Annotated in this window: 13 protein-coding genes; 3 read left to right on the plus strand and 10 right to left on the minus strand. The window is 60.7% G+C overall.

Annotated elements, in window-relative coordinates; all coding sequences use genetic code 11:
• Window positions 1-146 precede the first annotated feature (146 nt).
• Window positions 147-2573: a hypothetical protein gene (locus tag PLJ71_10315; GenBank protein HQM49074.1), complete on the minus strand. Its 2427-nt coding sequence runs from the start codon at window positions 2571-2573 to the stop codon at window positions 147-149.
• Between the two features lie 210 nt (window positions 2574-2783).
• Between PLJ71_10315 and PLJ71_10320 the strand changes: the two genes are divergently transcribed.
• Complete coding sequence (locus tag PLJ71_10320) at window positions 2784-5645, plus strand: hypothetical protein (protein HQM49075.1); 2862 nt, start codon at window positions 2784-2786, stop codon at window positions 5643-5645.
• Window positions 5646-5739: 94 nt separating this feature from the next.
• Here the strand turns inward: PLJ71_10320 and PLJ71_10325 are convergent, their stop codons facing one another.
• From PLJ71_10325 to PLJ71_10345, 5 genes are all read right to left on the minus strand, one after another.
• Window positions 5740-6459, minus strand: a complete 720-nt coding sequence (locus PLJ71_10325) for a PIG-L family deacetylase (protein HQM49076.1) — start codon at window positions 6457-6459, stop codon at window positions 5740-5742.
• A 50-nt stretch (window positions 6460-6509) separates the two neighbouring features.
• Window positions 6510-8114, minus strand: coding sequence for a sodium/solute symporter (locus PLJ71_10330; GenBank protein ID HQM49077.1), 1605 nt, complete (start codon window positions 8112-8114; stop codon window positions 6510-6512).
• A 21-nt stretch (window positions 8115-8135) separates the two neighbouring features.
• The gene (locus PLJ71_10335) at window positions 8136-8981 is read right to left on the minus strand and encodes a TIM barrel protein (protein ID HQM49078.1); all 846 of its coding nucleotides are present in this window, start codon (window positions 8979-8981) and stop codon (window positions 8136-8138) included.
• 67 nt (window positions 8982-9048) lie between these two features.
• On the minus strand, window positions 9049-10371 hold the full coding sequence (locus tag PLJ71_10340) for a DegT/DnrJ/EryC1/StrS family aminotransferase (GenBank protein ID HQM49079.1): 1323 nt from the start codon (window positions 10369-10371) through the stop codon (window positions 9049-9051).
• Window positions 10372-10417: 46 nt separating this feature from the next.
• Window positions 10418-14068 carry an NPCBM/NEW2 domain-containing protein gene (locus tag PLJ71_10345; GenBank protein ID HQM49080.1) on the minus strand — a complete coding sequence of 1217 codons (3651 nt, stop codon included), beginning with the start codon at window positions 14066-14068 and terminating at the stop codon, window positions 10418-10420.
• Between the two features lie 189 nt (window positions 14069-14257).
• Between PLJ71_10345 and PLJ71_10350 the strand changes: the two genes are divergently transcribed.
• On the plus strand, window positions 14258-14881 hold the full coding sequence (locus PLJ71_10350; protein HQM49081.1) for a helix-turn-helix domain-containing protein: 624 nt from the start codon (window positions 14258-14260) through the stop codon (window positions 14879-14881).
• 57 nt (window positions 14882-14938) lie between these two features.
• Window positions 14939-16072 (plus strand): hypothetical protein, encoded by a 1134-nt coding sequence (locus tag PLJ71_10355; protein HQM49082.1) that lies wholly within the window; start codon window positions 14939-14941, stop codon window positions 16070-16072.
• A gap of 42 nt (window positions 16073-16114) precedes the next feature.
• On the opposite strand, the gene PLJ71_10360 is transcribed toward PLJ71_10355, so the two are convergent.
• The 4 genes from PLJ71_10360 to PLJ71_10375 all read right to left on the minus strand — a co-directional run bounded on the left by PLJ71_10360 (window position 16115) and on the right by PLJ71_10375 (window position 20825).
• Window positions 16115-16999 (minus strand): twin-arginine translocation signal domain-containing protein, encoded by an 885-nt coding sequence (locus PLJ71_10360; GenBank protein HQM49083.1) that lies wholly within the window; start codon window positions 16997-16999, stop codon window positions 16115-16117.
• 142 nt (window positions 17000-17141) lie between these two features.
• On the minus strand, window positions 17142-19076 hold the full coding sequence (locus tag PLJ71_10365) for a hypothetical protein (protein ID HQM49084.1): 1935 nt from the start codon (window positions 19074-19076) through the stop codon (window positions 17142-17144).
• Between the two features lie 22 nt (window positions 19077-19098).
• On the minus strand, window positions 19099-19989 hold the full coding sequence (locus tag PLJ71_10370) for a metallophosphoesterase (protein HQM49085.1): 891 nt from the start codon (window positions 19987-19989) through the stop codon (window positions 19099-19101).
• 74 nt (window positions 19990-20063) lie between these two features.
• Complete coding sequence (locus PLJ71_10375; GenBank protein HQM49086.1) at window positions 20064-20825, minus strand: imidazole glycerol phosphate synthase cyclase subunit; 762 nt, start codon at window positions 20823-20825, stop codon at window positions 20064-20066.
• Window positions 20826-20990: the final 165 nt, after the last annotated feature.

Raw genomic sequence — 20990 nt, forward strand, 5'->3', positions numbered from 1 at the left:
GGCACTCGCGAGAACTTGGCCAATGAATAGAGATTACTTTGCCAGGTCCTATAGTTACAAGGTTCTGTTTAATGGCTCATACTGAAGCACCTCTCGACTGGTAACGAGCCATTTGCAGTAACAGCCGTTCGAAAAATGGCTGGAACCTACCACCAGACCGAGATGGGCGTAGCCGGCCAGACGCCCGAACGAAGGGTCTCGAGCATGTTGTTCAGTTCATCCCTGAGCCGCCCGAGCACGGCGCAGCGATAGCCCACGTCGCCGCCGAGATGGTCGAGGAGCGGCTGCGTGCGGTCATTTTCGCTCGCCGCAAGCTGGGCGGCGAGATGGCGTTCGAGCGTCTCGATTTCCTGCTCCAAGTCCGGCTCGCTGCTTCCGGCGGCGGCCGCCGCATGTGCTCGTTCAAACAGCTTGAGGTATTGGGCCGTGGCGCTGGCCAGTTCTCCTCCCGCCGTCAACGTCGATTCCAGCCATGCCAGATCGCGTACTGCTTCCGGGTCACGGCACTCAGCGCGGGCGCGCGCGATGAGTTCAGCGGCCTTGCGGTTCAGTTCAACCATCTCGGCATTGGCGTCGCGGAGGAGCCGAACCGCGTTCCATTGAGATGGGCCGAGTTCGCGCTGCCACTGGATCCCGTGACGTCTAAACGTTGAAAAGCGCCCTACCGGCATCAGCGTGTTCCAGACGGGCAAGAGAACGCTCGGGCGGTACATGGTCCTGCTCAACTCGTTAAGCGGCTGTATGCCTTCAAGCCGGTACATCTGGGCAACCCATTTTCCGGCTTCTTTGCCATAGAGGGAGCGGCAGGCCGCGTCGAGGAATGCGCCTTCGCCAAACAGCTCCGCGGGCTTTTCCTCGCCGGAACTCAGGCGCAAGAGCCGGCTTCTGAACTCGTCAAACAAGGACGGCGGGGCCATGTGTAGAAAGGCGCTGCCGTCCGGGTTCCACCCGTACTCGGCATTGAGCAGTTGCTGCGGCTCCTGGTACGCATTCCCGTTTCCGTTCAGGACAAGGCCTACCCCCTCGAAGCATTTATTGAACAGAGGCACGGGCAAGAACGGCACATTGTTGTCGTAGAGGTCGCCGCCGTAAAAGTGAATGACGCCGAAGGGCACGCCGCTGCCTTCGCGGTCGAGGGCGGCGCGCATCTCGCGGCACCGGAATGTGCGGGTATCCTGGTTGCAGAACTGCTCACGCAAGCCAATCATGATGTTCTTGTAATGCAGCTCGCGGCTCAAAGTGGCGAAGTATTCGAGATGGGCGTTCCACTCCGCGTCGGGTTCGGAGGCCTGAGTATAGTTGGGGCTGATCATATAGAGAATACAGTCGCGTGCGGCGTCGTAGTCTGTTTCATCAGATTTCACTTCGTTGATGCTGCCAGCGAGGGCGTTGTAGTACCAGCCGTAGGCTCCTGCCATGCCGTCCGCGGTGAAGATCGAGTCATTGGGCCATTGGGCGCGGCAATCGGGGCAACGCATCGCCCAGGACTCCTCGCATTCTTTGATGGAATTGATGTCGAGCCCGTGGAGATACAGCATGCCTGGTTCGACACGCCGCACGAAGTCCACAAGGTTCTCTTGCTTCTCCGCGAGAAGTTGGCGATTGCTTAGACACGTGCCCATCGTGCGCGTTGTCTCGACGCTCTCGGACGAAGGGTTTCCGCAACAGGCGTATACCTCGCCATCGGGGTATTCCCGGCGGTTCTGGAACACCGGCGCGTGGTACGGTGGAGGTCCGTATCCGGCGCTGTATCCCGTGTAGCAGAGGTGGATTCCGCGCGTGCGGGCAGCGCGGTTGAGGCGGCGCATCATGTCGGCGTAGCCCGGAAAACGGTCGGCGTTCCAGCCGACTCCGTCTACAATGACGACGTTGATCTTGTAACGGGCGCAAAGGTCCAATTTGCGCATCAGGCGCTTTTCATACTCTACGAGACCGTCGCCACGTTCATACGACCAGCCGCCAATCTCGGCAAAGAGGTTCCAGTTGTTTCCCCGGAATGGAAAAGAAGGGAAGTCCTCGACGATCAGGTGTCTCAGCGCGAGCCCTTTCTCCGCGGGTTCCAGGACTTGCCCCAAGGTTGATGCGGCATACAGGAGGCCGAGCGAGGTGCGGCTGTATAGGAGCACGGGCGCGTCTGCCACCGAGTAAATAACGTAGCCTTGGTCATGATCGAGCGATTTTGACTGTGCCAATTCCGGGGGAAGCATGGCTTCAACACCATCGCTCCGTTCTCCGCACATTACCACGTCATACGAATGAGGGTCGTGAACGCCGCGGTTCGCGAAGACGTTTGCGGGGGCAAGGTTTCCATTGTCTTCAAAGGCGTGGGACAGAGCGTCGACGGCGAGTCGCGCGGTGGGATTCTCCTCCCCGCATAGCAGGATGCGAAGCCCCTTATCGGAAGGGAAGAACCGTGCCGGAGCGGGCAGCATTTGAATAGACCTCGGCGTCGGGATCACGGCCGGACCGTTCGCGGCGGCCCAAGCGCGGGTCTCGCGCATGGACGAGACAAGCGCTGCCGCAACAAGCAGCAGCGACAGGATGGCGAATCGCTCAGCATACCGGCCTGCCATGTTTGGCGTCCTCCCAACAGGATAACCCGGCGATTATACAACGACGCGGCATACGCGCGATTCGTTGTCTTGAATCCGGGCACTTCTTCCACTAGGCTAGCTTTTCACGCGCGAAAATTGGCGATGACGGCGAGAGACGCTCTGCAGGCCACAATTACGCCACCGCAGGCGCCCTTCCCTGCTTGCCAGGAAGTGATTTGAGGAGGCCCAATGGTTGTATCGATCAGTTGCATGCTTCCGCTTTGCTTTCTTACGGGGGGAATTGGCGCGCCCGCCGGAGTTGTGAGTCCCGAACCACCGCCAAGCCCTCCGCAGAGCGAGTGGGCGTTTGTTGATGCGTTGGCTGCCCCCCTCACATGGAACCCGCACTGGGAAAGGACCGAGAAGAAGGCCGGCGAGGCCAGTCTGCTCGAGGGAGTGCGCATTGAGCCGGGGTTTCCCGATCCGGACAGTGTGTTGGAGACCGCGTATCAGGACCTGCGCGCCTTCTTCGAGAGCGTGGGCCTGCCCATCAACGGCCCGTACCGGATCACTACGGAACAGGTCTCAACACAGAGGTTCGAGACCTTTCGACTGGCCGTTTCAGAGAACGAATGCCGCATTCAGGCGGGCGATACCGAAGGTATCCGGCGCGGCATTTTCTTCCTCGAAGACCAGCTCATGGGCGCCGAAGGACCGTTTCTGCCGCTGGGGCAGATTGAACGCGCGCCCTTCATCCATACGCGCATCTCGCGCTGTTTTTTCGGGCCGATCAAGCGGCCTCCCAAGAACAAAGATGAGCTACTGGACGATGTGGATTACTATCCGGACGGATACCTGAACCGCATCGCCCACGATGGCGTGAACGGGCTTTGGCTCACGATCGAGTTCAAGGACATCTGCAAGACCTCGCTGACTTCCGTGATCGACCCGGACAGGGACAGGCGCCTGGAGAAGCTGCGCAAGACGGTTGCCAAATGCCGGCGTTACGGAATCAAGGTCTTCGTTTTCTGCATCGAGCCGCGCGTAATGTCTCCTGATAACCCGCTGCTCAAGGACCACCCCGAGCTGGGAAGCAAGGCCTTTTCGGGAAGCAGTCTGCTGTTTTGTCCTTTCTCTGACGCTGCGCAGACGTATTTGTATGAGGCCGTCCATGACATTTTCACTCAGGTACCCAATCTTGGCGGGCTGATAAACATCAGTTTCGGCGAACGTTCGACCACGTGTTTGAGCGCCGCGGACGAGAATTGGCGAGTGGCGTGTCCGGTCTGTGCGGAAAAGGCGCCGGGGGAGATTCTGCACGCCTCGCTTTCGGCCATGGAACGGGGCATGCACGCGGCCAATCCCGACGCAAAGCTAGTCTCCTGGCTCTACGTCCCTGGAAACGGTACGGGACTGCAACGAAGCACGGAGCCGCTGGTGGATATCGCCCGGCGCACGCCTTCCGGCGTGATTTGCCAGTACAACTTTGAGTCGGATGGAATGAAGATGCAACTGGGCAAAGAGCGTCACGCGGGCGACTATTGGCTCTCGTATATAGGACCAAGCGACATCTTCAAGAGCATCGCCGCCGCGGCAGGCGAGGCAGGCGTCGCGCTGGGCGCAAAATTGCAGGCATGCAACTCTTTTGAGGCCTCGACCGTGCCGTACATCCCCGTTCCTGGCAATCTCTACCAGAAGTACCGGGAGATGCGGCGGCTGGGGGTGACGAGCGTCATGCAATGCTGGTATATGGGGAACATGCCGTCGGTGATGCACCGCGCGGCCGCGAGCGTATTGCCCTTCGCGCCTGAAGGAATCACCGAGGATGAATTTCTGATGGAGCTGGCGCGCCGGGACTGGGGACCCGCGCATGCTGAACGCGTGGTGCGCGCCTGGCGGCGGTTTGCCGAAGCGTACGACAACTATCCCATCACGAACGCCTTCCAGTACTACGGTCCGATCACCGACGGGGTCGTGTGGCCGCTTCATTTGAGGCCCGTTCACAAGAATCTCTCGCCGGTGTGGATACAGGAGTTTCCCCCCAGCGGCGACCGGATTGGCGAGTGTTTCTCCGGGAACCACACACTGGAAGAGATGCTGGAACTCTGCAAACACATGTCGGACACGTGGCAGGCCGGGCTCGATGACCTTCTTGAACTTCAACCGCTGTGCGCGAACGACATTGAGCGCCAGCGCGACATTACGGTAGCCCAGGCGCTGGGGGTCCAATTCCGCACGGGGTACAACATCCTGCACTTCTATGACCTGCGCGAACGTCTTCTTTACGATTCAGCGGCGCCCAAAGCGGGGCTTCTGGAAGAGTTGCGCGCCATCGCTGAGGAAGAGATCGAGAACTCCGCAAGGATGGCTGCTCTATGCGAGATAAACCCTTTCCTTGGATTTCAGGCCGAGGCGGAAGGCTACACCTATTTCCCCGCTGAACTCCGCTGGCGCGCCGAGCGGTTACGCGATATGTTGCAGACCGAATTCGCCGAGGCCGCCCAAGCCATTGCCGCTGGCCAGAATGTGTTTCCGGAGGAATCCGGCCTGGCGGAGGGTCCGCTCATTTACCGGTGCCAGCGGGTGCCGGACACCTTTGCTGCCACATGGCAGGATGACGAGGCATGGGAGTCTCTGCCGGTTGCGTCCGCGCCCGCGGCGAGGTTCGCCTGGTTGTGGCGGGCCGCGCACGACGGGAAATTCTTATATGTCAGCGCGGAGTGCCCGCCGACGGAGCAATGGCGGCCTGTTTCGGTGAGCGTCGCGCTCGAGCCGACTCACATATATCCGCGCCGCACGTTCCGCGGGGACGTGCACGGGAATCGCACCGCCCGACTGGGCTGGCTGGTTCCGGACACTCCCTGGGAACTCGTCACGTCCAACGTTGATGGACGGCAGATATTCCGGTTACGCATTCCCATGGACGCGTTCCGCGGCGAGGCGGATGCGTCTCGTCCGATGCGGATCAACGTGGAAATCGCCGCGCTATCCCCTGACAACAAGAACCATGTGGTGGAGAGTTGGGCGCATCCCTCTGAGAAGCCGGTGCAGCCGCGGCTCGGGTATGGCGCGGACGACCCGGCGAAAATGGGCTGGCTGCGGCTGGAATGACCTTTCCCGTGGGCTCGTTCGGTGGACAGCGCAAGAGTGCCGAGCTGGCGCTCGGCGATCTCAGCGGGGCCATCTGCCTGACGTGATAAGCGGGCTAGGTATTTGGTTCCACGGGCACGATATCGCGCGCCGCGGCGGATGGGAACGTGTGTGAACGGCGGAATGCCTCGGCAAACTCGCATCCGGCCTGATATCCGCGAAACCGGGTCTGAATTTCGGCGTAGTGTGTGGGAGTTTTGCCGTACTGGCTGATGAGCCACGCGGCCTGGCTTTCGTGGCAGGCGATCATGCGCGCCTTGGTTTCCCAGTGGCCGGAGATGTCCACGTAGAACTCGGGCTGAAAATCGATGCCTGCCATGGTGTCGTAGAACCAGATTTCGTGGATGTGTCCGGCAGGCGGGTGGCCGGTTGGAATATTTGCTACGGTGGCCATGACGTGGGTATCCCAGACGATTTGGCCGGTGCGCGTATGGTCAGGATGGTAGTCACGGTCCTTGTCCGGGCAGACGATGATGTCAGGGCGAAACTGCCGGATGACGTCGACGACGTGACGGCGTACGTCGGGCGAATCATACAGGAATTCGTCATCGTAGCCCATCCAGAAGAAATCGGCCTTGATCAGGGCGGCGGCGTTGCGTGCCTCGCGTTCGCGGACGGCTGCTATCTCGTTTCGCGAGAGCGTGGGAGAGCCGACGTCTCCGCGGGTCATGACGGCGATACCGACGGGGTGGCCCTGTGCGGCGTATTTTGCAAGCGTGCCCGAACAGAATATCTCGACATCGTCGGGGTGTGCCCCGAAAGCCATGATGCGCATGTCCATTCCTCCTTGACGTTGCAGCGTGTGGCGCTGAAAACGGATTCCGCTTACCAGAATCGCCAATACAAGTAGAACCAGATGGCCGCGAAAAGAGCGTACCAGAGAGCGGCGCTCGCGTACCAGGGTCTCGCGGGTTCCAGCCGGACGTGTTCGGTCAGCAGGCTCGGCCGCCACAAGAAGGGTTCGGTGTTTTCTGATGGCGGCGCGGAGGTCGCGAGGGAGCCTGCGATAACAACGGCAAGCACGAGCAACTGTTGGAAGAAGCCCACATAGAGCCAGTGAAACGGCATGTGGATGCCAGCGATAAGCAGACCAAGAAGCACCGCCGTGCTAATGATGCCCGCTATCAGTCCGGCAAGCGCGCCGGTGGCATTGACGCGGCGCGAGAAAAGGCCCGCCAGGATGACCGTGATGATGGGCGTGGCGATAAACGTGATACCCTGTTGGAAGTAGAGGAAGATGCCGCCGAAGCGCTCGACCTGCGGCGCCAGTATTCCCGCAATCACCAGGGCCGACAGCGAGGCCATGCGGCCGACGGTCACAACGTCCCGCTCAGGGGCGCCGGGCCGGAGAAGTTTCTTGTAGACGTCCAGCGAGAAGATCGTCGCGGTCGAATTGGCCAAGGCGCTGACTGTGGACATCACGGCGGCAATAAAGCCGGCGAGGACGATGCCTCGCAGCCCCCATTCCGGCGCAAGATAGCGGAGCGAGAAGGCGAAGGCCTGGTCTACGGAGTCAAGCGGCTCCGCCTGGTGCATTTCATGGATCCAATGGTACACGATGAACCCGAGAAAACAGGTGACAAGGGGCCGCAAGAAATTGATGAACCCGGCAAAGACGATACCCATGATGCCATCCCACCTCGAGCGCGCCCCGAGTACCCGCTGGACCATGACCTGGTTGGCCGCGGAGTAGAAGACAAACAACCCGATTGTGCCGGCGAGGACGCCGAGGAACGGCGAGACCTCGTGGTCCGGCGGGCAGTACAAGTGGAAGCGTTCGGGATTGGCCTCAACCATGGCATGCCAGCCGCCAGGCACCTGATGCAGGGACACGAAAAAGAGAAGCAAACCGCCCCCGACGAGCATGAGGCACTGAAGGGCATCCGTCCACACAACCGACATGAGCCCGCCCTTGACGGTGTATGCGGCCACAAGAATTATCATGGCCCAGAGAATGTAGTAGAAGTTCCATCCCGTCAGGCTGGCGAAGGTCAGGCTGCCGCCGTACAGCACCGGCACCAGAAAGACGAAGATGTAGGCGAAAAGCATGATATAGCTGTAGATGTCGCCGCAGACCGAGCTGAACCGGCGGGAGAGCAGTTCGGGGACCGTCGAAATCCTGTTGCGGAGGTAGATGGGGATGAACACGATAATGAGCACGCTATAGACGGGGAGGAGCCACCATTCCCAGTTCGCGATGCCCATGCCGTGTTTGTAGGCCTGCCCGATGGTTCCGACGATCTGTTCGCTCGACACGCTGGTCGAGACGAACGCGGCGCCGATGATCCACCAGGGCAGTTTTCCTGAGGCCAGGAAGTAGTCTCGCGCGGTCCGGCCCTGTTTTCGGGAGGCCCACAGCCCAACGGCCAGGACCAGGAAAAGGGAAACCAGAATTACCGCGATATCAAGCGCGCTGAGAGTAAAAGTCATGCTGTATCACTCCACCCGCGGTTAGCAGCAGCACGGTCCGGAGCCGGACGCGGGTTGCAGCAAGTATTGGCGCACGTTACGCAGCGATTGGGCGTGGTCGCGCAGTTTCGGGAAGTACTCGAGACCGAATGCGCCCTTGTATCCGGTTTTCTCGATCGCGTGAAGGATACCGGGGTAGTTCAATTCGCCCTCATAATGCTCGCCTCGCCCGGGAACGCCGGCGGAATGAAAATGCCCGATGGCATCCATGTTCCGGCGAATGTGGTCTATGACGTTTCCTTCCATGATCTGCATGTGGTAGACATCGTAAAGCAGGCGCAAGGCGGGACTGCCAATGTCGCGCACGATGCCGGCGCCGACATCGGAAGAGCTGAGGCAATACCCCTTGTGGTCCACGAGGGTGTTGAGCGGTTCGAGAAGCAGCGTGAACTGGTGTTTTTCCGCCAGAGCAGCGGCTTCTCCGAGGGCCTTCTCGATGGTTGCCCTCATCTGTTCCCAGGAACGCCCGGGCGTTTCGTTGCCAGCGCAGGTGATGGCCTTCGAGCATCCGGCTGCCTTGCCGAACTCGATGCATTCAGCGACGCGCTCGAGGTAGCGTTTGTGGGTTTCGGACATGACCGGCGCTCCCCCCGTCGAACCATCGTCGGGCGGATTAACTACGAAGTTGTTAATGGCCACTCCGGCGGCGGCACAGGCCTGCCGGAGCGCTTTGGGGTCTTTGCGCTGCGCGCCGTCGGGGGCGTCCTGGGTCGAGTCGTGCATCCAGAACTCGACGCAGTTGTATCCGCATTCGGCGATGCGGGTAATGCGCTCCTCGGCCGGCGTGCCGGGGAACACGGTTTCGAGGCAAACATCCAGTTGCAGCATGGCAGTGTCTCCTGTGATTGGAATCGTGGTCTATGGCCAGTATGTGTGGTCCTCGCCCCATGAAATCCTATAGAAAAGCCCGCATTACCTTGTTAATACCGGCGGCGATGGCATCGCAATCGCTGTTTGAAAAGTGGCAGTTGATATCGAGAAGTATCGCGCGTGCGAGGAGGTCGTTCGTCCGCGGGCACATGGTGGCGCTGTACTCAGGCAACGCCTCGGGTGGCACGCCGCTCCAGGGGAGATTATCCGGGGCGACCGATTTCTGTCCGAGGATATGCTCCCAATAGGTATAGACATGCCAATCACGGACCGTGGTATCGTAGATCCCGCCGGCAGTCACGCCTTCGGCTTTCAGGGCCTCCAGGACCTTCCGTGTAGTGTCCGCATCCGGCAGAAACATGACGAGGCAGATGCCGGTGTCGCCCTCGGGGTCGGCAAGGCGCCGGAACGAAAGCCCCGGGAGAGGCTCGATGGCGTCTTTGATGCGCTTCTTGGCGCGGCGGTATCCTTCGAGCATTTCGCCGGCCCGGCGAATCTGGGCGAGCGCCACCGCGCCCTCGAGTTCGCTCATGCGGTAGTTTTCGCCGCAGAAAAGTTCGCCCTCGCGCCGTTCGCGCGCGAACCGGTCGGGCCGCCAGCAGGCCGCGCAATCGTGCCAGCTCTGAGCACGCGTGTAAAGCCACTCGTCGTCGGTTGTAACGAACCCTCCTTCCCCGCTCACGATAATCTTGTAATAGTCGAAGCTGAAACAGCCGATGGCGCCAATAGAACCCAGTTTTTGACCCTGGAAGGAGCCCCCGCCAGCCTGGGCCACGTCTTCGACCACGGGAATGCCATGGCGATTGGCGACATCCATGATCGCGTCCATCTGTGCAGAAGCGCCGCGCATATGCACGGGCGCGATGGCTTTTGTTCGCGCGGAGATCGCCTTCTCGACGGCGGCCGGGTCGAGGCAGAGGGTTTCGTCGATGTCGGTGATGACCGGGATGGCGTTGCAGGCGCCCACGGTGGCGGCCGTGGCGAAGAAGGTGTATCCGGGCACAATGACTTCGTCGCCGGCGCCGATTCCGAGAGCGCGATAACTCGCCACAAGCGCGGAGGTGCATGAATTGACGGCGAGGCAGTGTTTCACGCCGATGAGTTCGGCCATGGCGGTTTCAGCGGCGGCCACGCGGCTTGGCTTGGGGTTATAGTACCGGAACAGATGCGGGCCGGAGACGTTTTCATCGCCCAGGATAAGTTCCCGGAGCTTCTCCTTGCGGTCCCCGCTGAATTCCCACATATCAACGATTTCCCAGAGTTCCCGGGCGCCTATCTTGGCAGGGTACGGCCCCAGCGAGGGCACCGCCTTGGGGCCGCCGTGTATAGCAAGTTTTCCGCTGCTCATTCTTTCCTCCCTTTCGTAGCTTACAGTCCTTTGGGGGCCCTTGCCGTCAATAGTGTGCACGAACACGAATGGGGCCCGTGTCAGGCACGATGCGGATGCATTCCCTGGCAGGATCAATAGTGTACTCTTTTGCGCCGCTCACGTCGGCCGATTGAATCGCCTTGCCCTCGGGATGGCGCAGCCGTATTACCACGGCGCTGGGTATCTGTCGTTGCGGCGGCACGATTTCTGCGTCGACATGTCCGTCCGCCACATGCGAGATGATGGTGTAATCGACGGGGCCGAATACGGTTGGCGCGTGTCGCACGGCTACCTGCATGCCTTCGCGCAACCAGTTGTTCGTGACGAACGGCGCCAGCCATAACTCCTCTCCGCGCTCCTGCACGAACATCAGACGCGTCTGGTGCACGAAATACCCTGTTTCATGAGTCTTGTTGTATGCCCCGTTCATGAAATGCTCCCACAACGACAGGTCTTCGCGATTAAGCAGGGTCATGACGCTGTTGAAGTAGGTGCGGATGAATGGCTTGACGTCATCGCGCAAGGCGTGGACTTCGCCGGTGCGGGCATAATACGGCTGAACCTTGGCAAAGCCGCCGAGGTTGAACCAGTCCGCCTCGTTGGCCTGCTCATCTTCGTAGTAAAACCAGCCGGGCCGCAGGAATTGTACGTCTTCCATGTGGTTGATCATCCAGTCCGCCTGTGGACTTTCCGGGTCGATGATCCCGAACGGAACCATGTGGTGCGCGCCAAGCTCGATGTCGTAGCACCAGCTTCGGCCGCCGTCTTCGCCCACGTAGAGGTTCTCGACGGGGCACGGCGCATAGACTTGCGTCGGATATTCAGGGACCCACGTTCCGTCGCGCAATGGGAATACCGGCGCCTTGCTCTGCACCCAGGCGTATGCCCGGCGGATATCCTCTTCGTAGGCGGCGGCGTCCTCGAGCATTTCCTGCGCGCCGGGCCAGCCGGCATCCGCCATGGCCGCTGCCGCAGAACGCAGTCCTGCGCAGTAGTACCCGTTCAGATAGAAGTAATAGGCGTAGACTTCCCAGTCGGCGCCTACGCCGGGGGGCATCAATCCATATTCGGGCACTTTGTTACCCTGAGCATCCGTGTGCATGGTCTTCCGCCGCTCGCTCATGATCCAGCGGCAGACTTTCTCGACCCTGGGGGCCTGGGCCCGCATCCACTCGGGGTCGCGGGTAAGCTGGTAGTACTCGCCAAGGGTCCACAGATGCCAGCCCGTTCCCATGACCGTGTATCCGGTGGTGAGAAACCCAGCTTCGTTGTAACGGGCGATATAGTACTCGAGGGCTCGTCGCGCAAAGTCGAGATGGCCCATGGCCATCATGCCGCGGACCACCGAGTTGCCCTCGCTTTCGAGCGGGCCGTAGTACCAGGACGAGACCCACGGGGCGATTCGCACGCCGTCCTCATTGCGCGCCGCGAGCAGACAATGCATCTGCGACGCGGGGATGAGCTTGTCGAACAGGTTATCGGGCACATTGACCGGCATGGCCTCGTCCATGATGCGTTTCCAGTACGCTTCCGTACCGGCGACAAGCAGGTCAGGATTGGGCGCATCATCGAGGTCCGCCGCCTGAGCGCCTTCCCAACGGGGAAAATAGACCGTGAAACCGCGCTGTTCTTTAGCAGGGATGGGGCCGGTCACCCGCAGCACACCATTTCCGGGCTGGGCATCGAGTCCTTCCACATCGCTGAATTGAATGACCGCCAGCAGTTTGCCGTTCTTCTCGACCAATGCAGTTTTGCCCTCGATGCGCACTTCGGCGGGCGTTCCGGATTCGGCGTCCGCCGTGAATTGGAGGCTGAGGGCCGCCTCGGCAGAGGCAGCACCGTGATTGGTCGCGGTGAAGTCGGCCACTCCAAGGGGACGATACTGTAGATACCAAGGCGCTTCGGCGGGGGCCTCGGCCTTGCCGAAAGGCGCGACGAACGTGCGCTGGCGGTACAGGAGCGCGCCCTGGGTAACTGTCAGCACGGGAACCGGCATCCAATCGCGCTCGGGCTGGCGGCTTACGTTCTGTGACTGTCCGGTACCGAAAGCCGGCGTCATGCGGCAAGCGTAAGGCTTGTTGTACATGGTCTCGATATGATTGTAGACCTCGGGGCGGTCATCGAACTGGATGCCGCCCTCGCGTTCGACGATGAACTTCCGATTATCGCATGCCAGGGACAGCATCGTCGGGCCGAGGTCGGCGTCGAGACGGTGGACATAACGCATGGCTTGGGCGGATGTCTGGTCGGGAAACTCGCGGACGCGTTCGAGAAGGGTTTGCTTACCGGCGATGGACGCCAGGTAAGCGTCGATGGTCTGGGGTTTGGCCGCATCGCACACGAGAAGGCCCGCATGCTCGACGTACACGGCGCCCTTGTCAAGCACATCGTCCACGGCGACGCCGAACGCGCCGGCAGGCAGGCTGAATCGCAGGACCGTGCGGTCGGCCAACTGCCAGCGCCGCGCGGCCGAACAGCGGACTTCAAGCGGGAACACCTCGCCAAGGCTAAACGCGATGCGGTGAGGGTCGCCCTGTCCGACGAGCTCGCCGTTGTACATTTCGAGGGCGCCGTTTTGTGTCTGCGCGCCTCGCGTCTCGATGATGAGCCCTTTCTCGAGCCATCGCGAAGCGGTATAGGCATGCAGGGCTTGTACGCGGACCGGTCTGCCGCCGGACGGCAATATCCACCGCACCTTAAGCGTACCGGATTGCGCCTCGGGAGTGCCGCTCCAGTCGGGGTCGGCAATCCAGAGGTTGCCCTCAAGGGTTTGCGCCCCCGCGAGGGGCTTCCATTGGCCCTGCCAGCGCGATCCTCCGGGCGAGCCGCCACGGCGGGTCATCGACCAGTACTGGACCTCCGCCCCGTCGATGGTTACGGCAGCTTCGGCGAACTCGAGCGCGAGACGCTTGATGTGGCGGCGCTCGAGCCACTCGAGCCCGATGCACGCCCGGCCGTCCGGATAGACCTTGGCTTCGTACGCACCTTGCGGATCACGCGCGAGTTCGGTTCGCACAAACAGGTCGTCCTGGGGGATCGGCTGGACGCGGGCGGCCTTGGTTCCCTCGACGCGGGCCGGGTCCCATGCCGCGACGCACGCAAAGGGCGCGACGTCAACCGCGGCCGTCTTGGCATACGCGCGCGCGTCCGGGTTGGGCGCGAGCGCCGGATTAACCCAATTCGCCATGTCGCAGACGATGCCGTCGCCCGCGTTCTCGGTTACCAGACGCAATTCCGAGGCGTCTTTGACCGGCACGCGCACCTGTTGGGGAGGGTTGGTCTGGCGCATCACGCCGCTGTTGAACACCTCCTGGTCATCCACAAAAACCTTGAAGACAACTGTGCCGAGATCCTGCGTTTGGAGTTGTACGCCGCACTGCACCTCGAAGGTCAGGAATTGTCCCGCAAGAAAGAAGACCGTCTCAGAAGGGGCGTGGTCGCCCAGGCCCCTGTTGTAGGTCTGGTCCCCGATACGCAGCGGCTCGGCTTCCTTGTCTGGCGCGTGCGCGGCACAATCGATTCCCAGAACCCCCCAGCCCTGCGTGTGGTACACCATGTAATCCATCAAGGGTTTCATATCCGCTGCCGCCTCCTGTTGCTCGGATTGTGCAGTTGCCGGACTCGACATCGCAAACACGACCGCCAGGCAAATCGAGGTGACCAGAATGATTCTCATTGAAGTCCTTTCTCTCACGCGTACCCCAAGCCGCTCCGGTTCTGCGCGAGAGTACGGAACAATGGCTGCTCCAGCTCCGCACGTGAGATGCCCGGACCGGGAAACAGGTACGCTTTGTGCCTTTTCGGCGCTCCGTCTTTACTCGCCCCGGCCAGTGGTGTTAGTATATAGAGCAACAAGGAAACCATTATGAAGAACAGCGCATTGGATGTCAAGACGTTGGGCGCGAAGTTGCGCAAGTTGCGCGAATCTTCGGGCTATTCCTTGCGTGAACTGTCAGCACGCTCGGGGATCGCGGTGAGTTTCCTGTCGAAGGTCGAAACGGGGAAAGCATCCCCGACGATTATGAGCCTGCAGCGGATTCTCGAGGCGCTGAACGCGGAAGTAACGGAATTTTTCCGCGACGAGTCCAGCGAGGTTTCGGCGGACGCGATCCTTTTTCCGAGGGAGAAAATGCATGTGCTCGAGGAGGAAGACCGGACCTGGGTGTATGCGTTTCCGAGTCATCCGTCGGTCGAGATCGATTTGAGTTATGAGGAGTACCAACCGCATACGGGACTCGAGGAACTGGAGCGCCATCCCATGGACGTGTGCGGCCTTGTGCTAGAGGGAGAATTGACCATAGAGATTCCCGGACACGCGACCTACCGCGCGAGGAAGGGGGACGGCTTCTATCTCAAGGCAGGCACGCCGCACATCTCGCGCAACGAGAGCGGCAAGGTGTTGCGCCTCGTCGTTGCGAAACCGACCCGGTGGGCGCGTTCCGGCGTGTCACCGGCAAGCTCAGGGAAGCCGGGTCGAAAACGGCGGTAATTTGGTTCTGGACAGAACGTGGATATGATGTCGATCGCCCTATCCAGTAACGCCACAATGGCAGCTGACGCGCTTGAGATGAAGCCGACGCCGGGCGTTCCGGTGTGGATGCTCAACGTGATGGACACCGGCTTTCTCGAATCGTTTTCGGGGCACTCTCAAGGGGCGTACCGTGCGGACCCGGATGGCGTTTATATGGACTTTCAGCGCGCGGCAGGCGTCTGCATGATCGATCAGTATCTGGGCACCAACCCGCTCACGATGTCGGACTACGGGTTCGAGGATACGGCGCCGCGAACCGCCACGACCGGCGCGGAGCAGGTGATGCTCGATGGGATCTGCATCGACTCGCCGGAGGCCGTAGTTCAACACCTCGAACAGCAGGTATTTCCGGCTATGCAGTCCGAGACCGGTCGTGTAGCCGCTGCTGGTGCGCGCGAAGTCGATGGCGTCATTCAAAGCGAGCGGGAGATGCAGGCTTTCTTTGGACCAGAGATCCTCAAAGTGCCGCACGGAAGTAGTTTCGGCCATATGCCTGAACTGCGGTATGGCATTTACGGTTACGTCAACTATTTCATGGCGTATACCGTGTATCCGGAGATTATGGAGCGCGACTTCGCTCTCCAGGGAGAACTCGCTTATCACAGGAACCGTTTAGCCGCCCGCGCCATGCTCCAGGGCGCATTGCCGGGGGTAGTACGCCTCGACCACGACATGGCTGACTCAAAAGGCACCCTGATCGACGTGCGTACGCTCGACCGCATCTGGTTTCCTCATTTCGCGCATGCCATTCAGCCCTATCTCGAAGGGGGCATTCGTCTCCTATGGCATTGCGACGGAAACCTCATGGAGATGGTGCCGCGCCTGCTTGAAGCGGGAATCGGCGGCTTTCAGGGCTTTCAGTACGAAGACGGCATGGACTATTTACGGCTCTGCCGTATGACCACGCGTGACGCGGAGCCGCTGATGATCTGGGCCGGCGCGTCCGTTACGCGCACTCTGCCCTTCGGGAGCCCCGACGACGTCCGCAACGAGATCCGGTGGCTCGCGGAAAACGGGCCGCGAGTGGGGATGTTTCTCGGCGCGAGCAGTTCGATCACGCCCGGCGTCCCCCACGAGAACCTCCGCGCGCTCATCGAGGCTCTGAATTACTACCGTACGCATCCGCGAAGACAGGCCCAGTCTCTGTAGCGACAGCGACGAGTTGACATCCGGGCGCCGTCGTTTGCGTGTCTACACGGTCTTGTCTCCCACGGCCGCAATCCACTGCCGTGTGAACTCGACCGTTTCCAGCTCGATATCGCACACGTTGCTTGCGAGAAAGATCATGCCCTCGATGCGGCCCTGGCGCATCCATTCTCGTCCGAGTGTGCATTGCTTCTTCATCGAGTCGAGCGGCATCGGCGCACGATTGCCGTAATCCCAAAGATAACAGCCGAGAAGCTTGCCCTGTTTCGGCGCAACGCGCTCGAGCCGTTCGAAACTGCGCTCGAGTGATTGAAGCTCTTCCGATTTCCATGTCCAGAAGGTTATCTTGTCGCAATACTCCAGGTGCGACTGGATTGGAAGCTCTATCTGCTGTTGATAGACCACCACATAGAGGTCGCGCCTGACGGAATCGATGGTGAGCTGGGAACGGAGTTCGCGAAGCTGTTCAGGGGCGAGGGCGCCTCGGCCATTGCTCTGGAAGAAGTCGTCCATGACGAACCCAACGATGTTGGGAAACCGGCGCGCCAAATCGAGCACATGCTTTCGTTCCTCTTCACTGGTTTCGGCACTTGCGCCCGTCAGCGACCAAACCACGCGTTTCAATGGCCGGAAAGATATGGCGTAGGGCTCGAAGGGCATGGACGGCTCGCCTTGGTATCGGATCATGAGGAGGTTGGGTACGCCGAGATAGAACGCGCCTTCCGCGGGCGTCATGCGGGATGGACTCGGGAGGTTCCACTCCTTGTTATGGGCGCCCGGTGCATGCGCCCAGATCCAGAGTCTGTCCCGCACCGTTCCATCGTTCGCGGCGGCAGTGGGCGGGGAATTCTCGGGGCCGGCTGCCGTCGTGGCTGCCGCAACGGCGCTCATTTGGAGGAATTCCCTCCGGCTTGATGGAAATGAACCCATCTTGTAGCTCCCGGCGCTCAACGCCAAATCGCCTCTGAAAAACGCAGGGGTCCGACAATCCAAGATAGCATGTTACGAATCCGAAAGATGATAAGCAGGTGCCTCTCCATACTGCAAGGAGGATGGGATTTGAGGCGCGCCTTTACTTGGTTGTCGCCGGCGAGGCGTATTCCGAAGGCGCTATGCCCATTCCCTTATTGAGGCAGGGGGAGTCTTTCGTGAGCCGGAAATCGCCGTTGGCGGGATCTTCAAACAGGGGGTCGGCCCAGATCGAGTGCGCATCCTTTCCGCTTTCCGCCTGGTATTCGGCAAATTGCGTGCAGTCATACGTCTTGTCTCCGAAGAGGAACGACGTGCCCTTGCTCTGATACCAGCAGTTGTTGTCGAGGATGACGGTCGAGACTTCCTCGGGGCGCCATCCCGCCATATCCAGCAAGAACTGGGTGGACTCGTAGAAGATGTTGTTGCGGATGAAGACGTTGGTCAACTTGGCCTGTGTGCGGCGCATGCCAACGTTTCTGCCATGGGGGTCCGACCGCTGCGCGTGTCCCCAGCCAAAGCCGGCGAACGCGCAGATATTGTTCTCGAAGTAGATGTCGTGGGTCGAGGAGTTCTCGGGACGGCTCCAGTACTCATAGAGCCACTCGCAGTTCCAGACGACGTTGTTGCGGTAAGCGATGTTGTACTGCTCGGTGTTCGGAATGCCGCTCTGATTGCTCAGCCCGGTATCGTAGATTTGCCAAATCCGGCATCTTTCCACCAGATTGTCGTGGGCGGGGCCCCAGAACTCTACGGCATTGCCGAATCGCACAATGCGTTCGCCCAATCCCAACTCGCCTCCTCCGATGTAGCTGAACTCGCAATCCCTGACGATGATATGGTGTGTGTCGCCGCCTCCGATGCCGTGCGCAGCGCCGTATTTCAATGCAAGGTTCTCGTAGATGATGTGGCAGCGCTTCGTCTGATTGATGATATGCTTGTTGACGGCGCATTCGATATCGGAATAGCGCTCGGCAGGGTTGCCAATGCTGAAGAGGTAGAGACGCCAGGTGTTCTTGTCAAACCAGAATTCGCCCTGCGTGTCCAGCTCTTCGCGGTTCCAAACCTTGACGCCCACGGACGCTTCCTGGTCGAAGATGATGTTGCCGACGTCGTTCTTGAAGAATTCCCCGCTGCATTCGACAAAGCTGAGCGAGTCCAGCCACAGCGTTGCGCCGGCTGGGAGGTCATGCCCGAGAAAGAATGTCAGCCGTGCGTCGTTGGATGTTTCGGCCGCCGAATACCAGAACCGGTGATGCGACCAGTCGAGACCCACTGGAGAAACCGTATCGGGCGCGGGCAGGCCGTAGTTGGACCAAGGCGCGTTCCGCTCCATGAGGGTTGGGGGCGGTATGTTGATCGGCTGGCTGCACCGGGCGCGAAACGTGACCTGATACAGTTTGTGGCGCGTGATCGGGATGCCGGCGGTGTAGAGTTGTACATGCGAGCCGAGGGTAGCCCCCTGGACACAATGAAGTCTCAGCCCGGCGGGGGCGGAATCGAACGTGGAGGCGTCTTGGGCAACCTCCACCACAGCGCCGCTTTCCGTGTGGGTGGTCCACGAGGCCAGGCCCTCCGCGAACGAGCCGTTGGGGAGCAACTCGATATTTCCCGGCTGGGGCTCGGCGGCCGCCCAGATGTTATTGCCCATGTCCTCCCAGTCAGCGGGGTCGTTTCTTTCAAGGGAACCCATCAGGAGCGGTTTGGAACCTTCGCCGTATGCACCGTATGTGATCGGCGCATCGAGGCTTCCGTTCTGGGGTATGAGCGTTCCACGCCACCCGCCGCCGCGCTCGAACAGTACCGAATCGCCTGGTTGCAGAGGGGCGTCGCTTACGTGGTTGAGAGAGGCCCATGCGGATTGAGGGGATTTGCCGTCAGCGTCATCGGAACCCTTGTTGGAAACATAGTAGGCTGAGCCCCGCGCAGACGAGGCGCACACGATGAAGACCGCACACAGAGTAAAGGATGCGCGCAGGAGCTGCCGCGATGGCACAAGACAGGCCGTTTGACGCCTGGAATAACACTTTGTGTTCATCCTGCTGGTTTGCCTTTCTGCCTCAGGCTGTGTACCGTTCCGTTTCGAGCTCGCGCACCTGAAGACCGGCGGGCGTCACGCGGACATGCAGCAAGCCCAGCGGGGCGCGGCCGAAATTCCAGCAGCAGGAACGCACATTGAAACAGCGGGTCTCGCCGATGGAGTATTCCTCAGTAGGTTTGTGAAGGTGGCCGAAGAACAAGGCTTGGGGCTTGGTCCGTTCCACCAGTTCGCGAAACCACCGCGAGTCGTTTCGGCTGAGGTACATGGTCACGTCGGCGCCGTCGGGTTGGGGCGGTATGTGGGCAAACAGAATTTTCGGTTCGGGCTGGGCAAGTTCTTGCTCAAGCCATTCACACTGACCTGCCGGAGAGATGGTTTCCGAACACAGATGCCCCACGTGGTCGCCGCCACTACCGGCATCGCACATCGCAACAAACCGGACGCCCTTGTGAACAAAGCTGTAGTAGTCGGACTCCTTGCCATCACGCTCGAAGCCGCGGCCAAACACTTGCCGCAGTTGTTGCCGTTTCTCGCGGGACGATTCGTGGTTCCCCGCGGTGGCATAAACGGGAATAGCCAGCTTATCTTCGTGTCCCAGGAGCGCCCAGGGGTGCACGTCCCCCGCAACAAGCAGGAAATCCGGCCGCTCGGCCTCGTCGAGACCCTGAAGAACTTCGAAGCACCGCACGAACTTCGCCACGCCGTCGCCCATGGTTTCGAGCCCTTCTTTGGGCGGTTCGCCGCAGTGGGGATCGGCGGCAACACAGAAGCAGAAAGATTCGGGTTGGAGGGCCGTGGTTGCGGCCTGTCCGTCCGCCGCATTTGCCGACGGGGCGGAGAAACCAGCAGCCGTTACCGCGGCGGCGCCCGCCATTGTTTGCCTGATAAAATCTCTTCGTGCGATCTTCATGAATCCAGCTCCTTCTCGTGCGCGGATTGCAGGGCCTGGCTGCTCGAAACCCGGTTCGCGGGAAGCGCCCGGGGTCAATGCACGTTCACACCGTGGGCTTTCAAGTATTGTTTGAGTTCGGGGATCGCGACAATCTTGAAATGGAACACCGACGCGGCAAGCAGAATCGTAGCGCCCGCCTCGACGGCCTCGTAGAAATGCTCGAGTTTGCCCGCTCCACCCGAGGCAACGATGTCTGCGTTCACGGCGTCCGCCATAGCGCGTATCACAGGCAGGTCGTATCCCGTCTTCGCGCCGTCGCCGGCTTTGCTGGTGGGAAGAATGCACCCCACGCCGAACCCGTCTACGCGTTTGGCCCATTCAACGGCGTCCGCGCCGGTCGCCGTCCTGCCGCCGTCGATGTACACCTCATAGCCCGAGGGCAACGCGCCGTTCTGGTCCACATCAATGGCGACGGTCACCGCTCCGGCGCCGAATTCTTTTACCATTGCCTGAATGATCCCGGGATTTCGGAATGCGGCACTGCTGACGGAAACCTTGTCGGCGCCGGCGTTGAGCACGGCTTCGGCGGATGCAAGGTCGGCAATCCCGCCGCCCACGGTAAAAGGCACAGTGACCGCGTCCGCGGTGCGCCTGACCACGTCGAGCATCGTGGCGCGACCTTCGACCGTGGCCGTGATGTCGAGGAGCGCGAGTTCGTCCGCCCCCGCATCGCAATAGGCGCGGGCACACTCGACGGGATCTCCTGCGTCACGAATATCCACAAAATGGACCCCCTTGACCACACGGCCATTTTGCATATCCAAACACGGCATAATGCTGATCTTCTTATTCAAGAGGCGCCTCCATTTCGCGTATCCCAGCGATAGATGCGACTGAACCAATTGTCACGGGCAGCTTCATGAAATCATGAGTATACCTCTCCCGCATTCCGCGGGTCCAAAGGCTGCTGAAATCGGGGACACGTAGTCGCGCCGAGGACAGCGCTTGGTACATGTCCC

Source organism: Candidatus Hydrogenedentota bacterium (genome assembly GCA_035416745.1).
Lineage (GTDB): Bacteria > Hydrogenedentota > Hydrogenedentia > Hydrogenedentales > SLHB01 > UBA2224.